Here is a 23452-nt window from a genome sequence, read left to right as displayed (position 1 = left end):
ACGATGAGGACCTGGTCAATTTGCGACCAGGTCCTCATTTTTCTACTTGTCAGACGAAAAAAATGATGTTAACCTAACTTTAGTCAACGTTAACAGAAAAGGGGTTTACATATTGAAAATTCATGATTTGACACAAGTTGCCATCGGTGCCGCCTTGCTTGCGAGCATCGGCTCCATTGCCATCCCGATCGGCCCCGTTCCGATTACCCTTCAAATGCTCGGCATCATGACGGTCGCTTCCGTGCTCGGCGCCAAAAAAGGCGGTCTTGCCGTCGTCGTCTACTTATTGCTCGGCTTGATCGGTCTACCCGTCTTAAGTGGTTCGGGCGGGCTCGCCCCGTTCGTCGGTCCGACGGTCGGTTATTTGATCGCCTTCCCGATCGCTGCCTTTTTGATCGGTTGGTTATCGGAACGGCATCGTACGTTCCCCGCTCTCGTCGCTTATAACATCCTAATCGGACTCGGCTTCGTCTATGTAGTCGGCAGTCTCGGTCTCCAAGCCGTGTTCGGACTAACGTTCATCGATGCACTCAAAGTGAATATCCCGTTCATCCTCGCTGACTTGATTAAAGCAGTGTTAGCTGCGGGCATCGCCTACAAAGTCTCAACGAACCCGCAAATGCGCAGAACCCTCGCCTCGTGAAGGTTCAAACGTTTCATCGGATAGAAGAGGTGGAACGTATATAGTATGGAAGGGGGTGTCCTGATGAGCGATTCAACGTTTAAAAAGCGCTTGATGAAAGCGACCCATATCCATCGCTCCCCGAAAGGACAGCGTCGCGGGAAAGACGAGCCGCAACGTGAAAAACTCGACACCGAGGCGTTCGAACGACGGTTGCGTGAAGCGAAGAGCAAAGTCGGAGAGATTCAAGAGAACATTGACCATATCGCCAGACGTTAACACCCTGTCCTCGGACAGGGTTTTTTGATGCGCTTCAGCACACGTTATACCGATGGTGATGTTCATATGTAGGATATATCATGCTCCGACTATCCCTATAAGAAAGACCCTCGTCCTGTAGACGAGGGTCGATCATCACTTCGAACGCGGCCGGATAAACAGCGCGACAATGAACGAGAGGGCGAGGACGACGAGTAGTCCGAGCGAGATGTCGTTGAAGCCGAGCAAGTTGAGTCCGACGCTGATGGCGACAGCGACATAGAAGCCACCGAGCGCCTTTTTGACGAGTTGCGAACTGAACCGTTGCAACTGCTTCGCCCCGATCGGTGACCCAATCATCGCCCCGGCGATGAGCGCGAGACCATGCCAATAGTTTGCATCGGCCCCGGCGACGGCATAGTTGATAACGCCCGAGACGACGATAAGGAACGCCGCGGCGATACTCGTCCCGACGGCTCGTTTCATCTCGGTATTGAGCAGTTTGACTTGAAGCGGTGTCAATACGAATCCGCCGCTGACACCCATGAGTGACGAGATGAACCCGCCGAACAACCCGATAAAACCGAGGCGTGGGACCGACTCCGAGCCGACACTTCCTTCTTCATGTTGCTTCGACCGGAAGAACGAGACGGCAAAGTACGTCAGTAGCGCGATGTAGGCGAGCGAGATGACCGGCTTCGCACCGTCGAGCGTCTCAAGGTAGAACACGAGCGGCGTCGCCACCCACGTCCCGACGACACCGAAGGCGCCAATCATGAGGGCATGTTTCGGATTAACGTTCTTTAATTTAAGATGGGAGATCGTACCGGCCGTGGTCGATCCGAGCGTGAGCATCAGACTGAGCGCGATGGCCGCACTCGCCTCGTATCCGAAGACGAGTAGCAGCGGCGTGAGTAAGATTCCGCCCCCGATGCCGAAGAACCCGCTCAAAATCCCTATGAGCGTTCCGAGCAGTAGAAACGATAGTAATGCTGTGACATCCATGAATAAACCTTCTTTCTTTCCTTTTCATAACTAATCATAACAAAAAAGGAGCGCTTTATGGCGCCCCTCGTTTATAATACCTTCTCTAAAAATCCGAATACTTTTTGACGATACTCGGTTTGGAACGAGCGATGCGACTGCACGTGCCCATCATTCTCGGTCACCCACAGTTCGACTTCCTCCCCGGCCTCGGCCAATTGTTCACTCTCGCTCACAGGGATGGCATCATCGCCCTCACTATGAATCAACAACACCGGCGCCTCGATTTGAGCGATATCGTCAATCGGCTTGACCACATCGGCATCGAGACCCGTGAACCACGGCGTCACCGTCATGATGACCGGTGTGAACGGAAAGTTCGGTAAATCACTCCATACAGGCAAGTTTGTCTCGAGGTAGCCCCGGAGGTCACTGAACGGACTATCGGCAATCACAGCGGCCACGTCGGTCTCATCAGCCGCAGACAACGCCGTTGCCGCGCCCATCGACACCCCGTATAAGACGATTGGACCGTCCGAGCGTTCTTTCGCATAGGCGATCGCGGAAGCGAGGTCCGCTTGTTCCTTCGCCCCGACCGTCACACGGTCACCTTCCGAGATGCCTGACCCACGAAAATCGAACGTCAGGAACTGATATCCTTGTTCATGAAACTCCGGAATCAATTCTTTGAGCGGCAAATCGGACTGCTCGCGGTTCTTCCCATAACCATGTGCGAACACGATCGTTGCGCGCGGTGTCGGGTGCGGGATCCACCACCCGTACAAATCGTGACCATCCTCGGCTTCGATGGTCACATTCTCGTATTTGACACCTAACGTCTTCGGCGTATACGTCAACGTCTCACGTTCGGGCGACGTCAACTGATCGCCGATGTGGGCCGAGATGCCCACGACGGCGAGAAACACGATGAGAAGCAACACACCGGTCGCCACCCCTATATATTTAACCCAACGATTCATCGCACTGCCCCTCTCCATTGTCCACTTGCTTTCAGTTGACTCATCGGAGCCAACTCCGTAAAGCGATTAACGCATGTTGTACCGGTTCCCATGTCTCAGACGGAATGACGTAACACGTCGCCTCCGCAATGTGAAACGTCGTCACATCGGCACGTCGAACGATATTTTCACCGATTGGACCGAACGGGTCACTGTTGACATCCGTATGGTCGAATGTCTTCCACACCCGCGCCCCGTCCTCATAAAGCGCGCACCCAAACGACTTCACCGGTCCGTCAATTCCATACTCGGCATAATGCCATAACGTCGTCGCATCGAGGGGTGAACCGAGATGTAGGATTTTTGCATTACGCTCGATCATGCGTTCGATTGGCGAACCCGGCCCAAAACCGACTTCAAGTGTATGTCCTGCCACGATCTCCTCGGCACCATTCCCCCACGCAGCGACCGACCACATCGGATGATCGCTCCGAAACACGTTCGGATACGTACGGAACAGTTCCGGGACACGGCCCATGCCTCGAGTCGGTGTCTTTTCCTGGTCATACGCCGGCATTTCCTCCCGGATCGTTGGCCACCACTCGACTGGGACGGGTGGGGCTTCCCATTCAGCCGGGTCTGAATTATCACTGCTCTGGGTCGCCATCATGATCAGCCCGTCCGGACCGACCGTATCTTGGAGCGCTTCGATGACGGTCTGAGCCCCGCCACATACCCATCCGAGCTTTGATAAGGACGTGTGGACGAATAGGGTGTCCCCCGGCTTGACGCCGGCACCCTGTAAGTGGGCAACTAAACTTGTTTTCGTTTCGATATGTTTCATCGGATTCACTCCACGATGAGCTGGATCGTCGACCCGCTCCTTGATTTTTTGACTTCAATCCGGGCGTCGACCCGGTCCTTTAATTCCTGAACGTGACTGATGACCCCGACGAGCCGCCCGCTCGATTGGAGCGACATGAGAAGCTCGATCGCTTGGTCGAGCGATTCAGCGTCGAGTGTCCCGAACCCCTCATCGATGAGCATCGTCTCAAGGCTGACCCCGCCACTCAGTTGCTGGACGACTTCGGCGAGTCCAAGGGCGAGCGACAATGATGCTTTGAACCCTTCCCCACCCGACAAGTTTTGGACGCGGCGTGACTGACCCGTATAGGCGTCAAAGACTAATAGTTCGAGACCGGACTTGGCATTTCCTCTCGCCGTCTCGATTTTCCGCTCCAATTGGAACTGTCCGCTCGTCATTTGATCGAGATGGACGTTGGCCGCATGGAGAATTTGATCGAAGAATGCCGTCTGCACGTACGTCTCGAACGTTAACTTTTGCGGATTCAGTCCTCGACCGGTGTCGGCGATCAATTTGACCGTCTCCAGATTCCGTTGATCTTCATCCGTCTTCTCCCGAAGCGCGTTCCATTCGGCTACGATGTGACGATGACGTTTCAATTGCCCGTCCGCCGTCACGAGTTGTTCGGACAGCGCTTCGAACGAACGGTTCTCCTCGTGCAACTTCTCCTGGAGTCGTTCAAGGTCTGGTCGCGGACGGTCCCCGATTTTATCGTTCAGCGCCTTGACGGCGTGTTCGAGCCGGACACCTTCCTCCAGTTCGGTCGCTTGGCGTTCGCGCAGCTCGGGCAGTTGCTCGACGCGCGCGCGATACTCCTTGAACACAACTTCAGTCAACTCAATCTTCTCGAGAGCAGCCTCCAGTTCAGCCGTCGCTTCGGAAAGACGAACATGCTCGAACTCGAGTTGTTCACCAAGGACACGGAGTCGCTCCGCTTCCCCCCACTTCAATCGATTCAATTCTTCAAGCCGACGTTCATACGTCCCCACGTTTCGTTCGATGTGAGTGAGTCGCGTCGCGAGCTGATTCCGCTCGGTCTGCAACATTTCTAACGTCGTCCCATCCGGTTGACGCATCGACTGAAGCTGCTCTTGGACGGTTTGGAGCTGTTCGAACAACTTTTGTCGTTCATCTGCCTGCACACGCTTCGCCGTCTCGAGTTGCTTCAATTCGGTCGTGGTCGCGCGCAAGAGACGCTCTATCCGTTGTCGTTCTTCGGCTTCTTGACGCAACTGCCGGACGCGGGCGTCTTGGTGTTGCATCGCAGCGTCAGCCGCACCATCGAGCTTCAATTCAAGTCGAGCAAGATCACGTTCACGGATCAGCTCATCGAGTTGGCGTTTGAGCGCCCGATAATCCGCCCGAGCTTCATGGAGCTCGGCCTCGATCCGTTTCAGTGTCTCGATGGCTGAGCGATGACCGGCTTGGTCGATGGACGTCCCCGTTCGCTCGACGTGTCCGTGGGTCAATGAACCGCAGACCGGACAAGGTTCCCCCGCTTCGAGTTGCTCGCGCAGCGTGTCGGCCATGAGCGCATGCTCGGCCTCGACGAATTGGTCGACTTGTTTCGTCTGAGCAGTGAATTGTCGCTGGACTTCCTTCCCGTTGCGTTCACAGGCACCGAGTCGTTCCGTGACCTCTGCCACTTTCTCCTCGAGCCGAACCTGATGTTGGAGCTGACTATACAGCCGTTCGGCCTCGACGAGTTGGTCTGGGGCCGGTGCGTGTTCCAGCTTAGCCGCAAGTTCGCCTTCAGTCGCTTGGAGCTCCTTGAGACGCGCTTCTTCTGAGAACAGGCTGAGCGGCTCCAACTGGCGTTTCAAGTCATCCCGACGTCTCGTGGCCCGGTGCCATTCGTCGACGTAGGGCAACATCTCGTCAATCGCATTGACGCGACTTGTGGCTTGATCTGCCTCCTGGCGCATGGTCGTGATGGCTTCTGCTTCTGCCTTCAACTCTTCCAGCTGTCTCGTGTAGCCTTCGTCTCGTTGACGGGATACATCGCGTTCACGGGTCAACCGTTCGATGTCGTGACGCACCGTTTCGGTACGTTGATAGAGCGGGCTGACGCTCGCCACTTGTTCAAGTCGTTGGATGAGCGCTTGGCGTTCTTCACGCTCCTGTGTCGCTTCGCGGAATGCTTGGAGCGCGGTCGCGCGCACGTCCCGCTCTTCCATCAACTCGGCGAGCACGGTCGCCTGATTCACTTCTCGACGCAGCGCCTCGAGCCGTTCCTCACCAGTCCGGCGCTGTGCCTGTAGCGAGTCTCTCGCCGCCAAGAGCCGCTCCTCCCGGGCGTCGAGCCACGTCACGATTTCAGGCAAGTTACGGGTCGACATGTCCTCGACGGCCTCGTCTTCGAGTTCCAACAGTTTTAAACGCGTCGTCTCGACCGCCCATTCGACTCGTTTGCGGTATTTGCCGTAACGTTCAATCCAATCTTCCTGAAAGGAACGGTACGCCTCCGTCTTGAAAATCGATTGCAGAATTTGTTGCTTCTTCGTCGAATCGGAATCGAGGAGCTGACGGAACTGGTTCTGCGGCAACAACAAGATTTGGCTGAACTGCTCATAGCTCAGTTGCAACAACGATTCAATCGTCTGTTCAACGTCGTTCACTTTCGTCGCAATCGGTTTCCAAGCGTCTTTCCATTCGTAGAGCACCGCCTCGTGCGGAATCGGCGTCTTATTTTTCGGATGTGGCTGTTGTGGTTGGCGGACGATCCGATACCGTTCGTCACGGATCGTAAACGAAAAGTCGATCTCGGTCTTTCGCTCCGGGTCCGCATATTGGCTTCTAAAATCACTCGCGTTTCGGAGCGTCCCACTCGCCCGTCCGTACAGCGCGAACGTCATCGCGTCAAAAATCGTCGTCTTCCCGGCACCGGTCCGGCCGCTGATGACGAACATCGAACGGCCTTCAAGCTGCGTAAAATCGATTTGTTCTGTCTCGGCGTAAGGACCGAAGGCGTTGATGGTCAATTGTTCCGGTCTCAAATCGATTCCTCCCCTTCTAAGAAGCGTTGCACCGTCGCATCGGCATCGCGGCCGTGGACGGCTTTAAAGAAGTCCATATATACATCCTCGACCGATTGCCGTTCGAGCTTCTCCCGTTCGAAGCGGGACGTCTGGTCTTGGCGACGCAACAACTCAAGTTCGAGGTGTAAGATGTTCGGATAGACGGTCCGCAACTTCGCCATCGGGTCGAATAACGCACGTTCATCGGTCAAGACGATTTTTAAATAGTCGTCGACGGCCTCGTCTTGATAAAACGACGGGTCGAGCAGCTCGTTCAGCGTCCCGGTCAAGATGCGCAAGTCACGGCGCGCCTGGAGTGGACGACGTCGACGTGTCCACGTCCCGTCCCATTCGATGATGTCGACCGATTTCACATGCGTCGCCTCGGAGAACGAATATTTCATGAGCGACCCACTGTACGCGATCCGGTCGTCGCGAATGGCGTCACGGTTATGCAGGTGTCCGAGCGCCGTATAGCCGAACGGCGCGTATAGTCCTTTGGCGACTTGCCCGGCCGTCCCGACGGACAGTTGCCGTTCGGAGTCGGTCTCGAGTCCGCCGGCGACGAAACTGTGGCCGACGGCGACCGCTCGTGGGTCGATCGTCCCGTAAGAATCGACAACTGCGGCGAGCGCGTCATGGTGAGTCCGAATCGACTCGTCGCCGAACGCGTAACGGATGCGCGCCGGCTCGAGGAACGGCATCAAATAAAACGGGATGTCGTTCACGACAATCGGCTCTGTTCCCGGGTCATATTTCCCGACGATATGGAGACCGACTTTCGTCAACAATTTGGAGCTGTATTGGAGCCGCTCGGCCGAATCGTGATTGCCGGCGATGGCGAGCACGGGGATGCCCCGCTCAAGGACGAGCGCACGCCACATCTCATCGAGCAGATCGACGGCCTCGACGGGCGGCACGGCCCGGTCGTATAAATCACCGGCGACGACGATGGCATCAGGCTTCTCCTCGTCGACGATGTGTAAAAATGATTCAAATAATATATATTGTTGTTCTTCTGTCATGTGGCGACCGTGGACGATTTTACCTAAATGCCAATCGGCCGTATGTATCCATTTCATGCGACTTCACCTCTGATTCCATTCTAGCATTATTCCGGTGTACGATTCGACGTCTTGACACTTGTTTTCGAAACAGCGAAAGTTAAAAGGAAAGGGGGACGTATCATGGAGTCCACATCCACATGGCAAGCCTTTCTGCGCTTGTTCCGCGTCGCTCGACCACCGAAAGGTCTGTTCATCGGCGCTGTATTGATTTCGTTGCTCCAAGCGATGGCGTCACTCGCCATCCCGCTCATCTTGCAACGCGTCGTCGACAATTGGAGCGAGGCCGCGCTTGACGCCCGTCTCGTCGCCATCTTCGTCGTCGCGTTTCTGATTCAAGTCGTCTCGAGCGCGATTTCGATCTATTGGTTACATATCGTCGGACAACGCGTCGTCGCCAACCTGCGGACGACGTTATGGGAGCATCTCGTCGCGCTTCCGATTCCGTTCTATGACGGCGTCAAATCGGGGGATCTCGTCTCGCGGCTCAACAATGACACGACGACGTTGCAGCAGCTCTTGTCCGAACAGAGCGTTCGACTCTTAACGTCGTTCGTCTCGGTCATCGGCGCCGTCGGCATCTTGTTCACACTCGATTGGCAGATGACGCTCGTCATCTTGTTCTCGGTGCCGACGACACTCTTGATTGTCATCCCGCTCGGGCGTAAACTTCGGAAAATCGCCAAGGCGACCCAACATGAGCTCGGTGACTTGTCCGGGTTTTTCGCCGAACTGCTCGGGGAGATTCGGCTCGTGAAATCACAGGCGACCGAATCCGTCGAGGTCGCAGAAGGAAAACGACGCATCGAGCGTCTCTTCGGCCTCGGTGTGCGCGAGGGACGGATTCAAGCGATCTTGATTCCGCTCTTGAACGTCACGTTGACGGCGATGCTGATCGCTATTCTCGGCTTCGGGGCTTATCGCGTCTCGACCGGTGCCCTGTCGACCGGCTCGTTGCTCGCGTTCATGCTGTACTTGTTCCAAATCATCACGCCGCTCATCACGATGACGGAGTTTATCACCCGGCTTCAAAAAGCACGCGGGGCGACCGAAAGAATCTCGGAACTGCTCGCCGTCGAGCCGGAACCATACACGGCTGAGCCGTCGACGATTCGACAGTCGTCGCTCTCGTTCGAGGGCCTGACGTTCCGTTATGGCGACCAACCTGTGATTGACGACGTGTCCCTCATTGTCCCGTTCGGTGCCACGACAGCCATCGTCGGACGCAGCGGTGCCGGCAAGACGACACTGTTCGCCCTCGTCGAGCAGTTCTACCTTCCGTCGAGCGGTCACATCCATTACGGGGACCGGGATATCTCAACCTACGGCCGCAACGAATGGCGGCAAGTCATCGGCTACGTCGCCCAAGATTCGCCCGTCCTATCCGGGACGGTGCGGCAAAATATCTTGTACGGCTTGACCCGGACAGCGACCGAGGACGAGATTCGACGAGCCTGCGACATGGCCAACGCCTGGTCGTTCATCGAGTCGATGCCGGACGGGCTCGATACAGAGATCGGTGAGCGCGGCGTCCGCTTGTCGGGTGGTCAACGACAACGACTCGCCATTGCCCGGGCGCTGTTACGCGACCCGCAAATCTTATTGCTCGACGAGGCGACATCAAGTCTCGATTCGGAATCTGAGCGTGTCGTCCAAGAAGCGCTCGACCGGCTCATGAAAGGCCGGACGACGCTCGTCATCGCCCACCGCCTTTCGACCGTCCAACATGCCGACCAAATCGTCGTGCTCGAGGACGGCGGGATCAGCGGGCTCGGGACGCACCAAGAGTTGCTTCGGGACAACAAACTCTATGAACGACTCGTGAAACAACAACTTTTAGGAGGCAATCAATTATGAAGACAATCGGATTTATCGGACTCGGTGTGATGGGTCAATCGATGGTCAGAAACTTAATGAAGGCGGGATTCGAAGTCCAAGCGTATACGCGGACGAAAGAGAAGGCGGCTGATTTATTGGCGGAAGGTGTCCGCTGGTGTGATTCGGTCGAAGCCGTCTGTCAAAACGCCGATGCCGTCATCACCATCGTCGGTTACCCGTCTGACGTCGAGAGCCTTTATTTCGGGGACGGTATGATTTTGCAGTCGGCCGAGCCGGGAACGCTCGTCATCGATATGACGACGTCTTCGCCGACGCTTGCCGAACGTATCGCTGAGGCGGCAATCGATCGCAGCTTACTCCCGCTCGACGCACCGGTCTCGGGTGGCGATGTCGGTGCGAAGAACGGGACGTTGTCGATTCTCGTCGGTGGCGGCGAATACGCCTTCACGAAGGCACGACCGCTGTTCGAGGCGATGGGCCAATCGATCAAACGGATGGGCTATGCCGGGAGTGGCCAATATGGAAAGCTCGCCAATCAAATCGCAATCGCCGGCATCATGATGGGCAACGCCGAGATGCTCGCCTTTGCGAAACAAGCCGGGCTCAATCCCGATCAACTGCGCCAGACGATCCGAGGCGGCGCAGCCGGCAGCTGGACGCTCGAGAACCTTGTCCCGCGGATGATCATCGAGGACTACGCTCCTGGTTTCTTCATCAAACATTTCATCAAAGATATGAAACTTGCCCTCGAGAGCGCAGACCAGTTGAATATCAAACTGCCTAGCCTCGAGTTGGCGCATAAACTGTACTCGATCCTCGAAGAGAACGGCTACGGCGAGAACGGGACGCAGGCGCTCATCGAATACTACATGCACCAGGACGTTTGAATCGGCTCGCTCGTGGAATTAGTAGTACAGAAGGGAGCGATGTAAGATGCCATGGAATATGAAAGATTATCCGGAATCACTGAAAAACTTCGACCCGCTCGTCAAAAAGAAAGCCATTGATATCGCCAACGCCTTGCTCGCCCAAGGCTACTCCGATCAAAAGGCGATTCCGATCGCCACGGAACAAGCGAAAAAATGGCATGAACATGCCTCAAAAGAAGAGAAAGACGAGTTCCGTGACGCTCCCGACCCACAAAAGTCGGATCGGCACTGGACATAAAAACAACCGGTCGGCTCATTCAGCCGACCGGTTGTTCGTTTGCTTCTGTTTCTGCCTTGATTTCGACGTACAGTCCGGCGAGCGCCGTGTTGATATAAGGTTGCACGAAGATATAGGCCAATCCGCCGGTGAATAAGACGAGCACATACCAACCGATGAAACTCGCATATAGACGAAGCATCGTGCGCTTGTGTCCAAACATGAGACGGCGGCTTTCACACATCGCGCCGAAAGCGGATAGTTCCGGGTGGTCCCGTAGGACGAACGGGACGATCCGATACGTCAAATAGAACCAGATTCCCGGCACGATCAAGAACAGCATGAGCACGTTCAAGCCGAGATAAAAGACGGCATAATACGTGACGGCACGCATGTAATCTTTGAGCGAACCGAACGCTTCGAACAGCAGACCGAACGACGGTTTCTCGGCTTTCGCGATGTCGAGGAATACCCAGTTGCGGCCAAGTTCTAGCGGAGCGAGCAAGACGGTCGCGGTGTATAGCAAACCGATCGAGACGAACAGGATGCTCGGGTCGGTCGATTCTAAATCGAGCTGCGTCGTGATGACCGCTTGAACGAGCATCGTTGCCACGACCGCAAGGAGCGAGATGCCCCAGTTCCCGGACAACATCCGAAGGGCAAATTGTTTATATACTGATGATTGCATGACTTCACCTACTGTATCGTTTTTTTCATTATAGCAAAAAAACAGTCATCCGACTGTTTTTAGCGTGTCATCATTTCCTTGATGGCGTTGAACTTCTGCTCATCTAGCTGTCCATCGGTCCTTACACCACTACCGACATGGACAAAGTCAATGCCAAATCGGTCGACGAGTTGGGACACGTTGTCCGCCGTGATCCCAGCGCCTGGAAGGATGTTCATTTCCGCGACGTCGTGCATCGCGCTCAACCGCTCTAAGCCCTCTAATGCCGTCGCTTGACCGCCAGACGTCAGCACATGGTCCACTTCAGGGAAATCATTCAACACGGTGATGGCGTCCATCAAGTCGACCGCGTCATCAATGGCCCGATGGAACGTCAATGCCATCTCGCCCTTATGTTTAATCACTTCCCCGAGCAGTACCTCATCGATGCGCCCGTCATTCGTCAAAGCACCGAACACGATGCCATCGGCTCCGAGCTCACGACACAGACCGACGTCTGCCAAAATCGTCTCCGCGTCCGCTTCATCATAGACGAATGAGTCTGCATGCGGACGAATCATGACGTGGACCGGAATCGTCGCTTGTTCGAGCACGTTTCGAATCGTCCCGAAACTTGGTGTCGTCCCGCCAGCTCGCATATCCGCAATCAATTCGAGACGGTCCGCCCCGTAACGCTCTGCCTGTTTCGCTTCTTTCAATGTGGTCACGATCACTTCAATCATGTCTTCTGCCTCCTTATTAAGGTGCGAAGCGCCATTCGACCTCGTGCTCCGCTAACGCACGTTTCCAATCTGCGGGCTCCGGGAAATCCGAGATGATTGTCGTCACCTTGGAAAAATCGGAGACCCGATACCGCTTTTGTTGGTTGAACTGGGTATGGTCGGCCAGTAGAAAACATTGTCTACTTTGGTCGAGTACCGCTTGCGTCACGGTCGAGAGACAGTGAGTATCACACGTCAAACCGAGCGAGGGATCGACCCCCTCGACAGAGAAAATCGCCATGTCAAACATGTACGTCTTTAACTGCTGCAAGACGTGTTCGCCGACGGTGACGAGATGCTTCGGATCAATCGTGCCGCCGAGCAGTTGGATGTCCCCCGTGAAGACGCCTTTGGCCCGTTGCTCGAAGAGCGCCTTTGCCGCCATGAGTGACGGTGTGACGACCGTCAAATTTCGTCCGCGAAGTCTCGCGGCGACTTGTTCCGGGGCGACCCCATGACCGATGTAAAGGAGGGTATCATCCTCGACGAGCTGAAACGCCGTATAGGCGATGCGACGAATCCCGTCCATGTTTGAAATCATCATCGGTTGGAACGATACGCTTTGATGCAGCACCGCCCCGCCATACACCCGTTTGATGAGATGTTCTTTTTCAAGTTCTTCTAAGTAGCGGCGGATCGACTCCCCAGAGACGTTCAACCGTTCAATCAATTCACTCGTCTTCACTTTGCCTTCTCGTTCAATCCATTCCACAATCTTTTGCTTACGTTCTTCTCCAATTAAAGACACTTCCCTGCCTCCTCCGCAAATATCGCTTCCTTTCTCAGTGTAGCGAACGGATGTAAATTTAACGTAAACAGAAAGTAAAGAACGGGCAAATCCAACAGATTTTTCGCTCATTTCGACGAAAATCAACAGAAATCCACAAAAAAGACAGTCGAACGTTGACATCTTGCTTTCGATCCCGAGCGCATCTTATGAAAATGACCGACCTTCTCTCCGTGTCCTCCGAGAGCTTGCCGGTCATCGAAACATTCATTTTCGTTTTTGGAACAGTGGTACTTTCGGTTCAGTGCCGGAGCAAATCCGCTGCCAGTTCGTGCGGTGTTTGATGATGATGAACAAGGCGAGCGGAACGATGACGATGAGCGGTAGCCAATCTTTCGCGATGACACCATACGTGACGACGGTCACGATCCCCACGGCTGCGGCAGCCATCGAAGATAGCGATACCATCTTCGAGACGAACAGCGTCACGAGGAACGTCCCGACGACGACGACGAAAAACCATGGGAACGCCGCGAGCAGAACGCCCGCACTCGTCGCCACCGATTTTCCGCCTTTGAACTTGGCAAACACCGGATACGAATGACCGATGATGGCCGGGATCCCGGCGAGGAGCAAGCTCATCTCGTTCCCGAAGAGGAGCGGTAATAGCGCTGCGACCAACCCTTTACCCATATCCCCGAGCAGAACGAGCGTGCCGGCTTTTTTGCCGAGCACACGGAACGTGTTCGTCGTGCCCAAATTCCCACTCCCATGCTCCCGGACGTCGACCTTATAGCCGAGTTTTCCGACGATAAGAGCAAACGGAATCGCACCGAGTAAATAGCTAATTAAAATGATGATGATTTCTGTCATGTAAGGCATCGCAATTCCCCTTAATCCATTAATTGCTCGAGATAGTGCTCAAGCGGGACGTTCGCCTTGTGGACGTCCGTCGCATGCTCTACCCCGATATAGCGTAAGTGCCACGGTTCGTACATATAACCGGTTTCGGCCTCATATGCACGTTGATAACGGACGATGAATCCGTACGTGTGGGCATTGTCGGCCAACCACTTGCCCTCTTTCGTCTGATCTAGACTTTGTGTCAATTGATAGCCGACCGAGGCGCTCGAAACATCGATGGCGAGCCCGGTCTGATGTTCCGAGTGTCCTGGTGGTGCCGAATATTTCATCGCCTGTTCTTTCCCGTCCCGGGCGACATAGTTATTGAACAGTTGCACTTGATAATCGTAGGAACGGAACGCACTCGTCCCTTTCAACTCAATGTCGGCCGCTTTCGCGCCCGTCATGAGCTTCTCGATGGCCTGTGCCGCTTCTTTACGAAGCATCTTCCGCTCCCCGGTCGCCGATTCGACGAAATCGATATTCGCCGTCACGAGATCGGCTGGTTTATAGCCCGCTGGCAAGGCGATTTGCTTATTGACAAGGATGAGTGTATCGAGCTTCAAATTCGCCGTCCCATTCTGTTCAAGCGGTTCGCTCGGCGCTTCAGTCGGCTCCTCTACAGGAGGGGCCTCGGCAACCGGCACTTCTTCTTCAGGCTGATCCTCGGAAGGCTCTTCCGCTGTCGGTTCCTCCGTTTCCGGAGTCGGTTGTTCTGCTTGCTCGTCTTCTTTATCCGTCGGCGTTTCGGCCGGAGTTTCTGTTTGTTGTTCGGTTTCGGCCGGTTTGTTCTCGGTTTCTTCCGTTTTGCTTTGGTCGCTTGTGGTACAGCCCACTAATGTGAGCGTCAAGGCGCAGCACACCATCAGCATAGATGGTTTTCGCATGCGATCTTCCCCTTTCATTGTACAAAAAATACCGTCAAGATATGATACCATACTGACGGTACAAAAGAACCACTGTTATAAGACGGGACTCATGACGCGCATATACATGTCATGCCACTCAGGAAACTCACGGTCGAGTCGAATCGGTTTGAAGTCACCTCGTTTGACGACGACATGTGTCGTCTTTGCCGAACCGACGAGATGACCGTTTTGATCAGTCAACTCATAGCCATAGACCGTCCGGACCTTCGAATAACTATCGACCCAAACTCGTACGTGGACTGTGTCTCCGTACGTCACACTCTTCTTATAATCGACCGAGACGTTCGTCACTGGGGAAACAAATCCCGCTTCCTCCATGTCTTTATATTCGACCCCGAGCTGGCGCAACAATTCGGTGCGTGCCATTTCAAGATATACTAAATAGTTTGCATGATAGACGATGCCCATCATGTCGGTCTCCTGATAGCGGACCGGAATCTGAATCGTATGCATTGAATCGTCCTCACTTTCAATTTGATTATATTATAACTTGGTATTAATATCTACTACTAAAATCCGATTCAATTCACTGTCTTGTGACGATGCTTCGATCAAACGATACGATTGTCTCGCGATCGCTTCATCGATCAACGATAGGGCCGTCCGTGCATTCGGTCGATCGATTTCTTTTAGACGGTCAAGGAGTGCCTGACTGACATCTTCATCACACTTATAGCCGAATTTTGCGGCATACTTCTTGGCGATATCGACGAGCTGTTCAAGCGAGTAGTCCTCGAAGTGAATCGTCCGTTTGATCCGGCTGTTGAGCCCTGGGTTTGAGTCGATCAGGCGACGCATTGGTGCCTCATAGCCCGCCATCACGACGACGAGGTTGTCTCCATGCTTTGGCATCTCGTCGACGAGCGTATCAATCGCTTCGCGCCCGTAGTCGTTCGGCCCTCCATTCAGGCTGTATGCCTCATCGATCAACAACACGCCACCGAGCGCATCTCGAATCGCGGCTTTCGTTTTTTGTGCCGTTTGCCCGACATAGCCGCTGACGAGATCGGCCCGGCTGACGACTTTCAAATGTCCTCGTTTCAAATAGCCCGTCTTCTTCAAGAGCTGGGCGTACAGGTGGGCGAACGTCGTTTTTCCGGTCCCGCTGTTCCCGACGAGGGCGGCATGGAGCTGGACGGGTGCCGTCTTCAACCCGAGTTCACGCCGACGCTTCTGAATCGTGACGAGTGCCTCGATCTCGCGCAGTTGACGTTTCGCCTCATCCATCCCGACCAAATCGTCGAGTGTCGGACCGGACGTATCCTCGGTCGCATCCATATCAAAATCGACTTCTGTCAGGAGCGCCATCTCGTCGAGTGGGGCGTCGGCACCAAATCGCGACCCTTTCTTGAACATGGCGTCGAGTAGAATGTTGTGCACCGTCCGCGCGTTGCCGAACGTCGCGTCGACCCGTTCCCGGTCGATTCGCGCAATCAAGGCGCGCTTCGCTTCGACCGTCAGGACGTAGTTGTTCTCCGCCGCCACTTTTTCACCGATGGCGACGAGTTCGTCATCACTGTAATTCGGGAGCTCGTAATGGTTGGATTCTGGGAAGCGGGAACGAAGTCCCGGGTTCGCGAGCAGAAAATGACGCATTTCTTCCGGGTAACCGGCGAGAATCACGACAAATTTTCCCGCATACTCCCCGCTCGTCATCGCGGCGACGAGCGTGTCGATGGCTGCTTGTCCATAGTCACTCCCACTCGCATCTTGACGTTTCAAGGCATACGCCTCGTCGATGAATAAGACACCGCCCTCGGCTTCCTTCACCTTGTTCATGACTTGTTCTTCCGTTTGACCGACGAACGCACCCACGAGACTCGACCGGTCCGCCTCGACGACATCGGGACGTGCGAGCAGACCGAGCTCGAAATAAATCTCGGCCATGAGACGCGCGAGCGTCGTCTTGCCGGTCCCTGGATTGCCGGTGAACACGAGATGGAGTGAAGGTTGGTGTTTGGACGAGAACCCCGCTTTCTCACGCTCTTTCTGGAACAACAAGAACCGATACCATGCTTTGACACGTTGCTTCACGTCAGACAAGCCAATCATCGACTCAAGCGACTCAATCGCACTCGACCGTGTCGCTTCAGTTTGTTCTGGTAACAACGCAACGATCGCGTCGAGTCGTTCCTTGACGTGACCGACTCGTTCGCCGAAGCGGTGAAACGCCTCGCGGCTGAAATAATTCCCTTGCATCGACGCCAAGAGCGAGGCCGTGTCGTCTTCGAGCGCGGCCACTTCTTGCATCGCTTCGATGACGACGATGAACAGACGTTCGAGTTGCTCTTTAAACTCCGAGTCCCGTAAATCAGATTTGGCGCGGTCAATCTCATCATGAAGTTGCTCGAGATGTTCGAGCAACTCGGATGTCTTCGACTCATATTCGGTCAATATTTGAACTTTCATCGATGCGTAATCCGTCTCACGCAGCTTCGGCCACTCGACATGCAGCTGTTGCTTGTGGCGCCGCAAAAGATCATACAATTGACTGACACGAAGGGCTGGCGGCAAAGCACCGAGCGACTCCAACTCTTTCACCCAACGAGTTAACAGCGGGTCGATCGACTGACGGTGCTGTAACCGTCTCGTCGTGAGTAGTGTCAGTGTGCGAATCAATTCTTGACGATGCCCGGTCGCGCGTGACCAATGGGCGTAGGACAGGAGAGCCGCTTCATCGACGCGCCCACCTTCTTCCCAAGCCGTCAAATCGGTTTGGACTTGCTCCAAGGTGATCTGTTTCATAATATTCTCCTTTTTAGACGACAAAGGAGCCGACGTCTCAGTCTGCTCCTCGCCGGATTATCGTGATTCAAAAGAAGTCATGCGAATCGAATGGAACAACTTTCCGTTGTTACGCGACTCGGCGGCGAGCAGGATTCGCTCGTTCGCATCGACGTAATAGGTCACCGCTTCTTCATTCTCATCTTCACTGAAAATCGATGGATACTTCTCGACCCATTCCGCTGGGACGGCTTCCGGTGTTTCTTTCTTGACGAACGCTTGTGCCGTACGACCGATGATATCGACATCGCCTTCGCTCGAGCCAAGTGTTCCGTCGTCTAGCCATTTACGAATCTGTTCGTTCGTCGCCCGCGACAAGAACGGGTGCGGGGCGACCGCGCCTGAACTCGTCTCTTGGCTATTCGTCTCATCGCCGTCCGGATTGAACTCACGATAGACGGTCCCGTCCCACTCGGCACGGGCGCCGACGTTCGGGCCCTCTACGACCTCGGACACGAAGTGCCCGTCTTCGTCATATGTCACTTTATATTCACGAACTTCTAACGTCTCCCCGTCTTCCGGCAACTTTTTCTCTTCATAGCCGATGACCACAGACGTATAGAACGGCTCGGCCCGATTGGTGCGGCCGTCGTCGTCATTTAAATTGGTGACCAAATAAAAGTTATAGGCGAGCAGGGCGCCGACAATGAGAACACCGGCAAAAATCACCCAACTCAATCGCTTCTTTACGTGTTGTTTCATAGAATGCCCTCCCAATCTTCTTCACTTACTATCCTACACTAGCGAGAGGGTCCTGCAAAACATTAACCACTAAAAAAAGGCCTCCGTATGGAGACCTTTCAACTTATCCGAGTTTATCTTCTTCGTCTTTATACGCTTCAATCCACTTGTCCCGCTCGTCCGGTTCGTCAGCCAAGTCCTTGAACAAGGCGACAATCATCAGAATCAAGACGAAGATGAACGGGAAGGCGACGAGAATCGCGACCGCTTGTAGCGCCCCGAGCCCACCTGCATATAAGAGGACGGCAGCGATTGAGGACTGGATGAAGCCCCAAATCAACTTGATGCGCATCGGCGGGATCAGTTTCCCGTTCGTCGTCAGCATTCCGAGCACGTAGGTGGCCGAATCCGCTGACGTGATGAAGAATGTCGAAATCAGGAAGATGGCCACGATACTGAGTACCGTCCCAAATCCCCCGAACGTCTCGAACAAGGCGAACAACCCGACTTCCGTCCCGATTTCGTTGACTTGGTCGATCAGTGCTGCGCCGCCGAACAAGTCAGCCCAGATCGCCGATCCACCGAAGACAGAGAACCAAAGTAGACCGAACGATGTCGGAACGAGTAGAATCCCGATGATGAACTCACGAATCGTGCGCCCTTTTGAGACGCGGGCGATGAACGTTCCAACGAATGGTGACCATGAGATCCACCATGCCCAATAGAAAATCGTCCAGTCGTTGATCCACTCCCGTTCGACAGGCTCAAATGCACCCGTACGGAAGCTCATCGTCGGCAACTGTTGCAAGTATGTTCCAATCGTCTGTGTGAACAAATCGAGGATGAATGCACTCGGTCCAGCCACTAGTGTTGCCCCGAGCAAGACGATGGCAAGGAAGATGTTCGTGTTACTCAAGATTCGAATCCCTTTCTCGAGACCCGTCGAAGCACTGATCATATAGAGCACCGTCACGACGGCGATGATGATCAGTTGTGTCGAGAACGCGTTCGGCACGCCTGGAATCAAGTAATGCAAACCACCTGCGATTTGCTGGGCCCCGAAACCGAGCGAAGTAGCGACACCGAAAGCGGTCGCAATGACGGCCAAAATATCAACGCTCTGTTTGACCGGACGTTCATAGCGGTCATTGACGAGCGAACCGATCGTCTCTCCGATCGTCGCCGGACGACCTTTGCGGAACGTCGAGTAGGCGATGGCGAGCGCGATCATCGCATAAATCGCCCACGGGTGGAAGCCCCAATGGAAGAAGGAATAACGCATCGCAGTGCGCGCATCGCCTTCCGGCGTCGGCGACTCAAACGGTGGTGCATGGAAATGCGACAACGGTTCTGCCGCCCCCCAGAAGATGAGGCCAATCCCCATTCCGGCACTGAACAACATGGCGAACCATGTCAAATAGCTGAATTCTGGTCGGTCCGTATCTTTGCCGAGTCGAATCGAACCAAATCTCGAAAAAATTAAAAAGACGGCGACGAGTAAAATCCCAGTCGCGCTGAGCAAATAAAACCAACCCATCCCGTTCGAGAGCCAACCTTGTAACTTCGTCGTCACGTTCAAGAGACTCGCGTTACCGAGGAGGCGCTCAGGGAAGATACCCCAAATCGTGAACAAGACCGTGATGATGGCTGAAACGAGGAAAACGGTCGTCACTTGGCTTTTTCTTTCCATAATCTCACTCCTATTCAATTTTCTTATTTTCATATACGTTTTCCACCGTAACATAGTTTATAAACCCGACTCAACCCCTCGGCGTGTAATCGCGCCGCTGACAAAAAGAGTGACGATTCGGTTTCGTCACTCTTGCGGCTTCGGTTCTAGCGAGACGATCAATGTCTCGTCCACGACGTAATAAGGCCGTTTCGGCAACACTTTTAAATACCCGCCTTCACGTAATCGTGTCAAATCAAGTTGTAACGTCTGTTGGAATTTTCGCAGCGGTAATTTTTTCTCTTGTTCGAAATATAAATCGAGCGCCCGCTGGACTTGATCCATCTCATAGACCACTTCCCGTTCAGTTTCGGGAACGATGTGAAACGTCTCTTTCGACATGTAAAATCGCTGCCTCGGTTTGCCGGGTAAATGTTTCTTCAAACGCGCAAGATCGATTTCCTGTGCTTCATCGAGGAGCACCGTCCGATTGACGCCTTTCGGCAACGTCTGCTCATACTCGTGGATCGCCTCTCGCAACTGGGGAAGCGTGATGTCGACTTCCTGTTCCGTCACTTCCTCTTTTTGCGTCAGCCGTTGCCACCAGTTTTTTCCTGATTTCGTTTGTCGCTCCATACACTCCCCCCTCTCCCCATTCTCTTCCCGATATCGTGCACCGTCTCACCTTATATTCGCACATTCACTAAAAAAACCTTCCTTTTTTCAAAGGAAGGTCAGTTGGCTTACTTCAATTTGTTACGGAGGACCATCTGCAAGATGCCGCCGTGACGGTAGTAATCGATTTCGACTTCAGAATCGAAGCGGGCGACGACTTGGAACTCGGTCACCGTACCGTTCTCATGAGTCGCTTTGACGTTCAGGATATCACGTGGGCGAACCGATTCGTCGACTTGGATGTCGATCGCTTCTTCACCTGTGAGTCCGAGTGAGTCGGCCGACTCCCCGTCCATGAACTGGAGTGGCAACACGCCCATCATGACGAGGTTCGAGCGGTGAATCCGTTCGAAGCTCTGTGCGATGACCGCACGGATGCCGAGAAGATTCGTTCCTTTGGCTGCCCAGTCACGCGACGAGCCCATACCGTAGTCGTTTCCTGCGAAGACGACGAGGCCTGTGCCTTGCTCTTTGTACTTCATGGCCGCATCGTACATCGGCATGATTTCGCCAGTCGGCCAGTACGTTGTGAAGCCACCTTCAGTGCCTGGTGCGACTTGGTTACGGATACGGATGTTCGCGAACGTACCGCGCATCATGACTTCGTGGTTTCCGCGGCGTGAGCCATACGAGTTAAAGTCGAGCGGTGCGACACCTTTCGATTGAAGGTACTGGCCGGCTGGTGTCGTTTTCGAGAATGCACCAGCTGGTGAGATGTGATCGGTCGTGACCGAATCAGCAAACTTCCCGATGACGCGTAGTCCGTTCAACGCATGTACTTCTCCCGCTTCCGGCTCGAGGTTTTCGAAGAACGGTGGGTTTTGGATATACGTCGAATCGTCCGAGAAGTCATACAAGTTGCCTTCTGGCACGTCGAGGGCATTCCAACGCTCATTCCCTGTGAACACCGTGTCGTACTCTTTCCGGAACGCTTCTGGTGAGACGACATCTTGAACGACCATCTTAATCTCATCGTTTGATGGCCAGATGTCTTTGAAGAAGACCTCGTTGCCATCTTTGTCTGTTCCGAACGACTCGTTCATGATGTCGAAGTTGACCGATCCAGCGAGTGCGTAAGCGACGACGAGTGGCGGTGACGCCAAGAAGTTCGCTTTGACGAGCGGATGGACGCGGCCTTCGAAGTTACGGTTCCCCGAGAGGACCGATGAGACGAGCAAATCGTTCGATGTGATCGCTTCTTCAACTTCGCGGTCGAGTGGACCCGAGTTTCCGATACATGTCGTACATCCATAACCGACAGTGTTGAAACCGAGTTGGTCGAGGTACGGCGTGAGACCGGCTTTATCGAGGTAGTCGGTAACGACTTTCGAGCCCGGTGCGAGCGACGTCTTCACGAATTTTGGAACCGTGAGACCGCGTTCGACAGCTTTCTTCGCGACGAGACCTGCTCCGACCATGACGTATGGGTTTGATGTGTTCGTACAGCTTGTGATCGCTGCGATCGCCACGTCACCCGTGCGCATGTCGACAGCGCCGTCTGCATAGTTGATAGCTGCTTTCTTCTCAAGCTCGGTTTTTTCGAGACCGAAGCCGCTGTGCCCGGCTGGTGCTGTCACGCTGTCGACGAACGCCGTCTGAAGGTCTGATAAGTTGATCCGGTCCTGTGGACGTTTCGGTCCAGCGAGGGACGGCTCTACTTTCGACAAGTCGAGCGTGAGCGTTTTCGTGAACGACGGGTCAGCCTGGTCTGGCGTATAGAACAAGTCGTTCGCTTTCGAGTAGGCTTCGACGAGGTCGATCAATTCTTCTGGGCGACCTGTCGTGCGCATGTAGTTGAGCGTCTCTGTATCGACTGGGAAGAAGCCACATGTCGCGCCATATTCAGGTGCCATGTTGGCGATCGTCGCCCGGTCCGAGAGCGGCATCGTGTGAAGCGACGGTCCGAAGAACTCGACGAACTTGCCGACGACTTTCTCGTTACGGAGCATCTCTGTGACGACGAGCGCGACGTCTGTCGCTGTGACACCCGGGTTGACTTCACCGATGATTTTGACGCCGACGACGTCTGGTACCGGGAAGTAAGACGGTTGTCCGAGCATGCTCGCTTCGGCTTCGATTCCACCGACACCCCAGCCGAGGACACCGAGTCCGTTGATCATCGTCGTGTGCGAGTCCGTTCCGACGAGCGAGTCTGGATAGGCGACATTGCCCGTTCCATCATTCTTTTCGAGCACGACCGAAGCCAAGTATTCCAAGTTGACTTGGTGGACGATCCCTGTTGCTGGCGGGACGGCACGATAGTTGTCGAATGCCGTCTGGGCCCAACGTAAGAACTTGTAGCGCTCTTCGTTACGCTCGAACTCGATGTCCATGTTTTTCATGAGTGCGCCGGCGAAACCGTACGCATCGACTTGGACCGAGTGGTCGACGACGAGGTCAACCGGGATTTCCGGGTTAATCTTGTTCGGGTCTCCGCCGAGGTCGGCCATCGCTTTACGAAGTGAAGCGAGGTCAACGACCGTCGGTACACCCGTGAAGTCCTGAAGGACGACGCGAGCCGGTTTGAACGGAACATCGATGTCTTTCGAGACTTCGGCAGTACCCCATTTAGCCAAGTTCTCGACATGTTCTTTCGTGATGGCGCGGCCATCCTGTTGACGAAGCACAGATTCGAGCAATACACGAATCGAGTACGGAAGTCGACTAAGTTCCGTCACCCCTTCTTCTTCAAGCTTTTTGAGCCGGTAATAATCGTACGCTTTGCCATTGACCTCGAACTGCGTCCGAGATTTGAAAGCGTCTAATACGTTCGTCTGTTCCATACGATATCCCCCTTTTTGAAAGCGGCGACTTCGGCATGTGCCGTAATCGCTTACTTATCACATGTTTATCATAATACAACTATAGCGTGACGTAAAAT

General features: G+C 54.3%; 21 protein-coding genes. 5 read left to right on the top strand and 16 right to left on the bottom strand.

Annotation, left to right across the window (positions count from 1 at the left end; genetic code table 11):
* Positions 1 to 112 precede the first annotated feature (112 nt).
* On the top strand, positions 113 to 643 hold the full coding sequence (locus KNP02_RS06360) for a biotin transporter BioY (RefSeq protein WP_214707653.1): 531 nt from the start codon (positions 113 to 115) through the stop codon (positions 641 to 643).
* A 63-nt stretch (positions 644 to 706) separates the two neighbouring features.
* Positions 707 to 901, top strand: coding sequence for a hypothetical protein (locus KNP02_RS06355; RefSeq protein ID WP_138859357.1), 195 nt, complete (start codon positions 707 to 709; stop codon positions 899 to 901).
* Between the two features lie 135 nt (positions 902 to 1036).
* On the opposite strand, the gene KNP02_RS06350 is transcribed toward KNP02_RS06355, so the two are convergent.
* The 5 genes from KNP02_RS06350 to KNP02_RS06330 form a co-directional block, all read right to left on the bottom strand.
* On the bottom strand, positions 1037 to 1885 hold the full coding sequence (locus KNP02_RS06350) for a sulfite exporter TauE/SafE family protein (protein ID WP_131435199.1): 849 nt from the start codon (positions 1883 to 1885) through the stop codon (positions 1037 to 1039).
* 71 nt (positions 1886 to 1956) lie between these two features.
* Positions 1957 to 2844 (bottom strand): alpha/beta hydrolase, encoded by an 888-nt coding sequence (locus KNP02_RS06345; RefSeq protein ID WP_138859355.1) that lies wholly within the window; start codon positions 2842 to 2844, stop codon positions 1957 to 1959.
* A 40-nt stretch (positions 2845 to 2884) separates the two neighbouring features.
* On the bottom strand, positions 2885 to 3667 hold the full coding sequence (locus tag KNP02_RS06340) for an AAC(3) family N-acetyltransferase (RefSeq protein ID WP_034777745.1): 783 nt from the start codon (positions 3665 to 3667) through the stop codon (positions 2885 to 2887).
* Between the two features lie 5 nt (positions 3668 to 3672).
* The gene (locus KNP02_RS06335; protein WP_214707651.1) at positions 3673 to 6684 is read right to left on the bottom strand and encodes an AAA family ATPase; all 3012 of its coding nucleotides are present in this window, start codon (positions 6682 to 6684) and stop codon (positions 3673 to 3675) included.
* The gene (locus KNP02_RS06330; protein WP_214707649.1) at positions 6681 to 7787 is read right to left on the bottom strand and encodes an exonuclease SbcCD subunit D; all 1107 of its coding nucleotides are present in this window, start codon (positions 7785 to 7787) and stop codon (positions 6681 to 6683) included. Before KNP02_RS06330 ends, KNP02_RS06335 begins: the two co-directional genes overlap by 4 nt.
* Positions 7788 to 7892: 105 nt before the next feature.
* Here KNP02_RS06330 and KNP02_RS06325 point away from each other — a divergent pair, with 105 nt between their 5' ends.
* The 3 genes from KNP02_RS06325 to KNP02_RS06315 are packed head-to-tail and all read left to right on the top strand — an operon-like array spanning position 7893 to position 10775.
* Positions 7893 to 9626, top strand: a complete 1734-nt coding sequence (locus KNP02_RS06325) for an ABC transporter ATP-binding protein (RefSeq protein ID WP_214707647.1) — start codon at positions 7893 to 7895, stop codon at positions 9624 to 9626.
* A complete protein-coding gene (locus tag KNP02_RS06320) occupies positions 9623 to 10495 on the top strand; it encodes an NAD(P)-dependent oxidoreductase (protein ID WP_214707644.1) in 873 nt (290 codons plus the stop codon). The genes KNP02_RS06325 and KNP02_RS06320 overlap by 4 nt, the downstream gene beginning before the upstream one ends.
* A 46-nt stretch (positions 10496 to 10541) precedes the next feature.
* Complete coding sequence (locus KNP02_RS06315) at positions 10542 to 10775, top strand: DUF2188 domain-containing protein (RefSeq protein WP_214707642.1); 234 nt, start codon at positions 10542 to 10544, stop codon at positions 10773 to 10775.
* Positions 10776 to 10794: 19 nt separating this feature from the next.
* On the opposite strand, the gene KNP02_RS06310 is transcribed toward KNP02_RS06315, so the two are convergent.
* From KNP02_RS06310 to acnA, 11 genes are all read right to left on the bottom strand, one after another.
* Positions 10795 to 11442 (bottom strand): DUF975 family protein, encoded by a 648-nt coding sequence (locus KNP02_RS06310; protein ID WP_214707640.1) that lies wholly within the window; start codon positions 11440 to 11442, stop codon positions 10795 to 10797.
* A gap of 59 nt (positions 11443 to 11501) precedes the next feature.
* Positions 11502 to 12164, bottom strand: coding sequence for a copper homeostasis protein CutC (locus KNP02_RS06305; protein WP_214707638.1), 663 nt, complete (start codon positions 12162 to 12164; stop codon positions 11502 to 11504).
* Positions 12165 to 12180: 16 nt separating this feature from the next.
* Entirely contained in the window at positions 12181 to 12951 is a 771-nt protein-coding gene (locus tag KNP02_RS06300; protein WP_214707636.1) for a DeoR/GlpR family DNA-binding transcription regulator, read from the bottom strand.
* Between the two features lie 246 nt (positions 12952 to 13197).
* A complete protein-coding gene (plsY, locus tag KNP02_RS06295; RefSeq protein ID WP_371819439.1) occupies positions 13198 to 13812 on the bottom strand; it encodes a glycerol-3-phosphate 1-O-acyltransferase PlsY in 615 nt (204 codons plus the stop codon).
* An 11-nt stretch (positions 13813 to 13823) separates the two neighbouring features.
* On the bottom strand, positions 13824 to 14720 hold the full coding sequence (locus KNP02_RS06290) for a M15 family metallopeptidase (protein ID WP_138859347.1): 897 nt from the start codon (positions 14718 to 14720) through the stop codon (positions 13824 to 13826).
* Between the two features lie 75 nt (positions 14721 to 14795).
* The gene (locus KNP02_RS06285) at positions 14796 to 15215 is read right to left on the bottom strand and encodes an acyl-CoA thioesterase (RefSeq protein ID WP_034777763.1); all 420 of its coding nucleotides are present in this window, start codon (positions 15213 to 15215) and stop codon (positions 14796 to 14798) included.
* Positions 15216 to 15245: 30 nt separating this feature from the next.
* Entirely contained in the window at positions 15246 to 17507 is a 2262-nt protein-coding gene (locus KNP02_RS06280; protein WP_214707634.1) for an AAA family ATPase, read from the bottom strand.
* 57 nt (positions 17508 to 17564) lie between these two features.
* Positions 17565 to 18248, bottom strand: coding sequence for a hypothetical protein (locus KNP02_RS06275; RefSeq protein ID WP_214707632.1), 684 nt, complete (start codon positions 18246 to 18248; stop codon positions 17565 to 17567).
* A 103-nt stretch (positions 18249 to 18351) separates the two neighbouring features.
* Positions 18352 to 19917 (bottom strand): BCCT family transporter, encoded by a 1566-nt coding sequence (locus tag KNP02_RS06270; RefSeq protein WP_214707630.1) that lies wholly within the window; start codon positions 19915 to 19917, stop codon positions 18352 to 18354.
* A 126-nt stretch (positions 19918 to 20043) separates the two neighbouring features.
* Positions 20044 to 20532, bottom strand: a complete 489-nt coding sequence (locus KNP02_RS06265; protein ID WP_084592824.1) for a DUF3939 domain-containing protein — start codon at positions 20530 to 20532, stop codon at positions 20044 to 20046.
* 107 nt (positions 20533 to 20639) lie between these two features.
* Complete coding sequence (acnA, locus tag KNP02_RS06260; protein WP_214707628.1) at positions 20640 to 23354, bottom strand: aconitate hydratase AcnA; 2715 nt, start codon at positions 23352 to 23354, stop codon at positions 20640 to 20642.
* Positions 23355 to 23452: the final 98 nt, after the last annotated feature.

Origin of the sequence: Exiguobacterium sp. s40 (genome assembly GCF_018617905.1) — a bacterium.
GTDB classification, from domain to species: Bacteria; Bacillota; Bacilli; order Exiguobacteriales; family Exiguobacteriaceae; genus Exiguobacterium; species Exiguobacterium mexicanum_A.
The sequence above is the reverse complement of the archived record's forward strand: the minus strand, read 5'-3'. Positions and strand labels throughout refer to the sequence as shown.

Excerpts from the sequence above, each read along its gene's own strand:
- KNP02_RS06355 (WP_138859357.1), top strand. The coding sequence starts at position 707 with ATGAGCGATTCAACGTTTAAAAAGCGCTTGATGAAAGCGACCCATATC.
- KNP02_RS06350 (WP_131435199.1), bottom strand. The coding sequence starts at position 1,885 with ATGGATGTCACAGCATTACTATCGTTTCTACTGCTCGGAACGCTCATA.
- KNP02_RS06345 (WP_138859355.1), bottom strand. The coding sequence starts at position 2,844 with ATGAATCGTTGGGTTAAATATATAGGGGTGGCGACCGGTGTGTTGCTT.
- KNP02_RS06340 (WP_034777745.1), bottom strand. The coding sequence starts at position 3,667 with ATGAAACATATCGAAACGAAAACAAGTTTAGTTGCCCACTTACAGGGT.
- KNP02_RS06330 (WP_214707649.1), bottom strand. The coding sequence starts at position 7,787 with ATGAAATGGATACATACGGCCGATTGGCATTTAGGTAAAATCGTCCAC.
- KNP02_RS06325 (WP_214707647.1), top strand. The coding sequence starts at position 7,893 with ATGGAGTCCACATCCACATGGCAAGCCTTTCTGCGCTTGTTCCGCGTC.
- KNP02_RS06320 (WP_214707644.1), top strand. The coding sequence starts at position 9,623 with ATGAAGACAATCGGATTTATCGGACTCGGTGTGATGGGTCAATCGATG.
- KNP02_RS06315 (WP_214707642.1), top strand. The coding sequence starts at position 10,542 with ATGCCATGGAATATGAAAGATTATCCGGAATCACTGAAAAACTTCGAC.
- KNP02_RS06310 (WP_214707640.1), bottom strand. The coding sequence starts at position 11,442 with ATGCAATCATCAGTATATAAACAATTTGCCCTTCGGATGTTGTCCGGG.
- KNP02_RS06305 (WP_214707638.1), bottom strand. The coding sequence starts at position 12,164 with ATGATTGAAGTGATCGTGACCACATTGAAAGAAGCGAAACAGGCAGAG.
- plsY (WP_371819439.1), bottom strand. The coding sequence starts at position 13,812 with ATGCCTTACATGACAGAAATCATCATCATTTTAATTAGCTATTTACTC.
- KNP02_RS06290 (WP_138859347.1), bottom strand. The coding sequence starts at position 14,720 with ATGCGAAAACCATCTATGCTGATGGTGTGCTGCGCCTTGACGCTCACA.
- KNP02_RS06285 (WP_034777763.1), bottom strand. The coding sequence starts at position 15,215 with ATGCATACGATTCAGATTCCGGTCCGCTATCAGGAGACCGACATGATG.
- KNP02_RS06280 (WP_214707634.1), bottom strand. The coding sequence starts at position 17,507 with ATGAAACAGATCACCTTGGAGCAAGTCCAAACCGATTTGACGGCTTGG.
- KNP02_RS06275 (WP_214707632.1), bottom strand. The coding sequence starts at position 18,248 with ATGAAACAACACGTAAAGAAGCGATTGAGTTGGGTGATTTTTGCCGGT.
- KNP02_RS06270 (WP_214707630.1), bottom strand. The coding sequence starts at position 19,917 with ATGGAAAGAAAAAGCCAAGTGACGACCGTTTTCCTCGTTTCAGCCATC.
- KNP02_RS06265 (WP_084592824.1), bottom strand. The coding sequence starts at position 20,532 with ATGGAGCGACAAACGAAATCAGGAAAAAACTGGTGGCAACGGCTGACG.
- acnA (WP_214707628.1), bottom strand. The coding sequence starts at position 23,354 with ATGGAACAGACGAACGTATTAGACGCTTTCAAATCTCGGACGCAGTTC.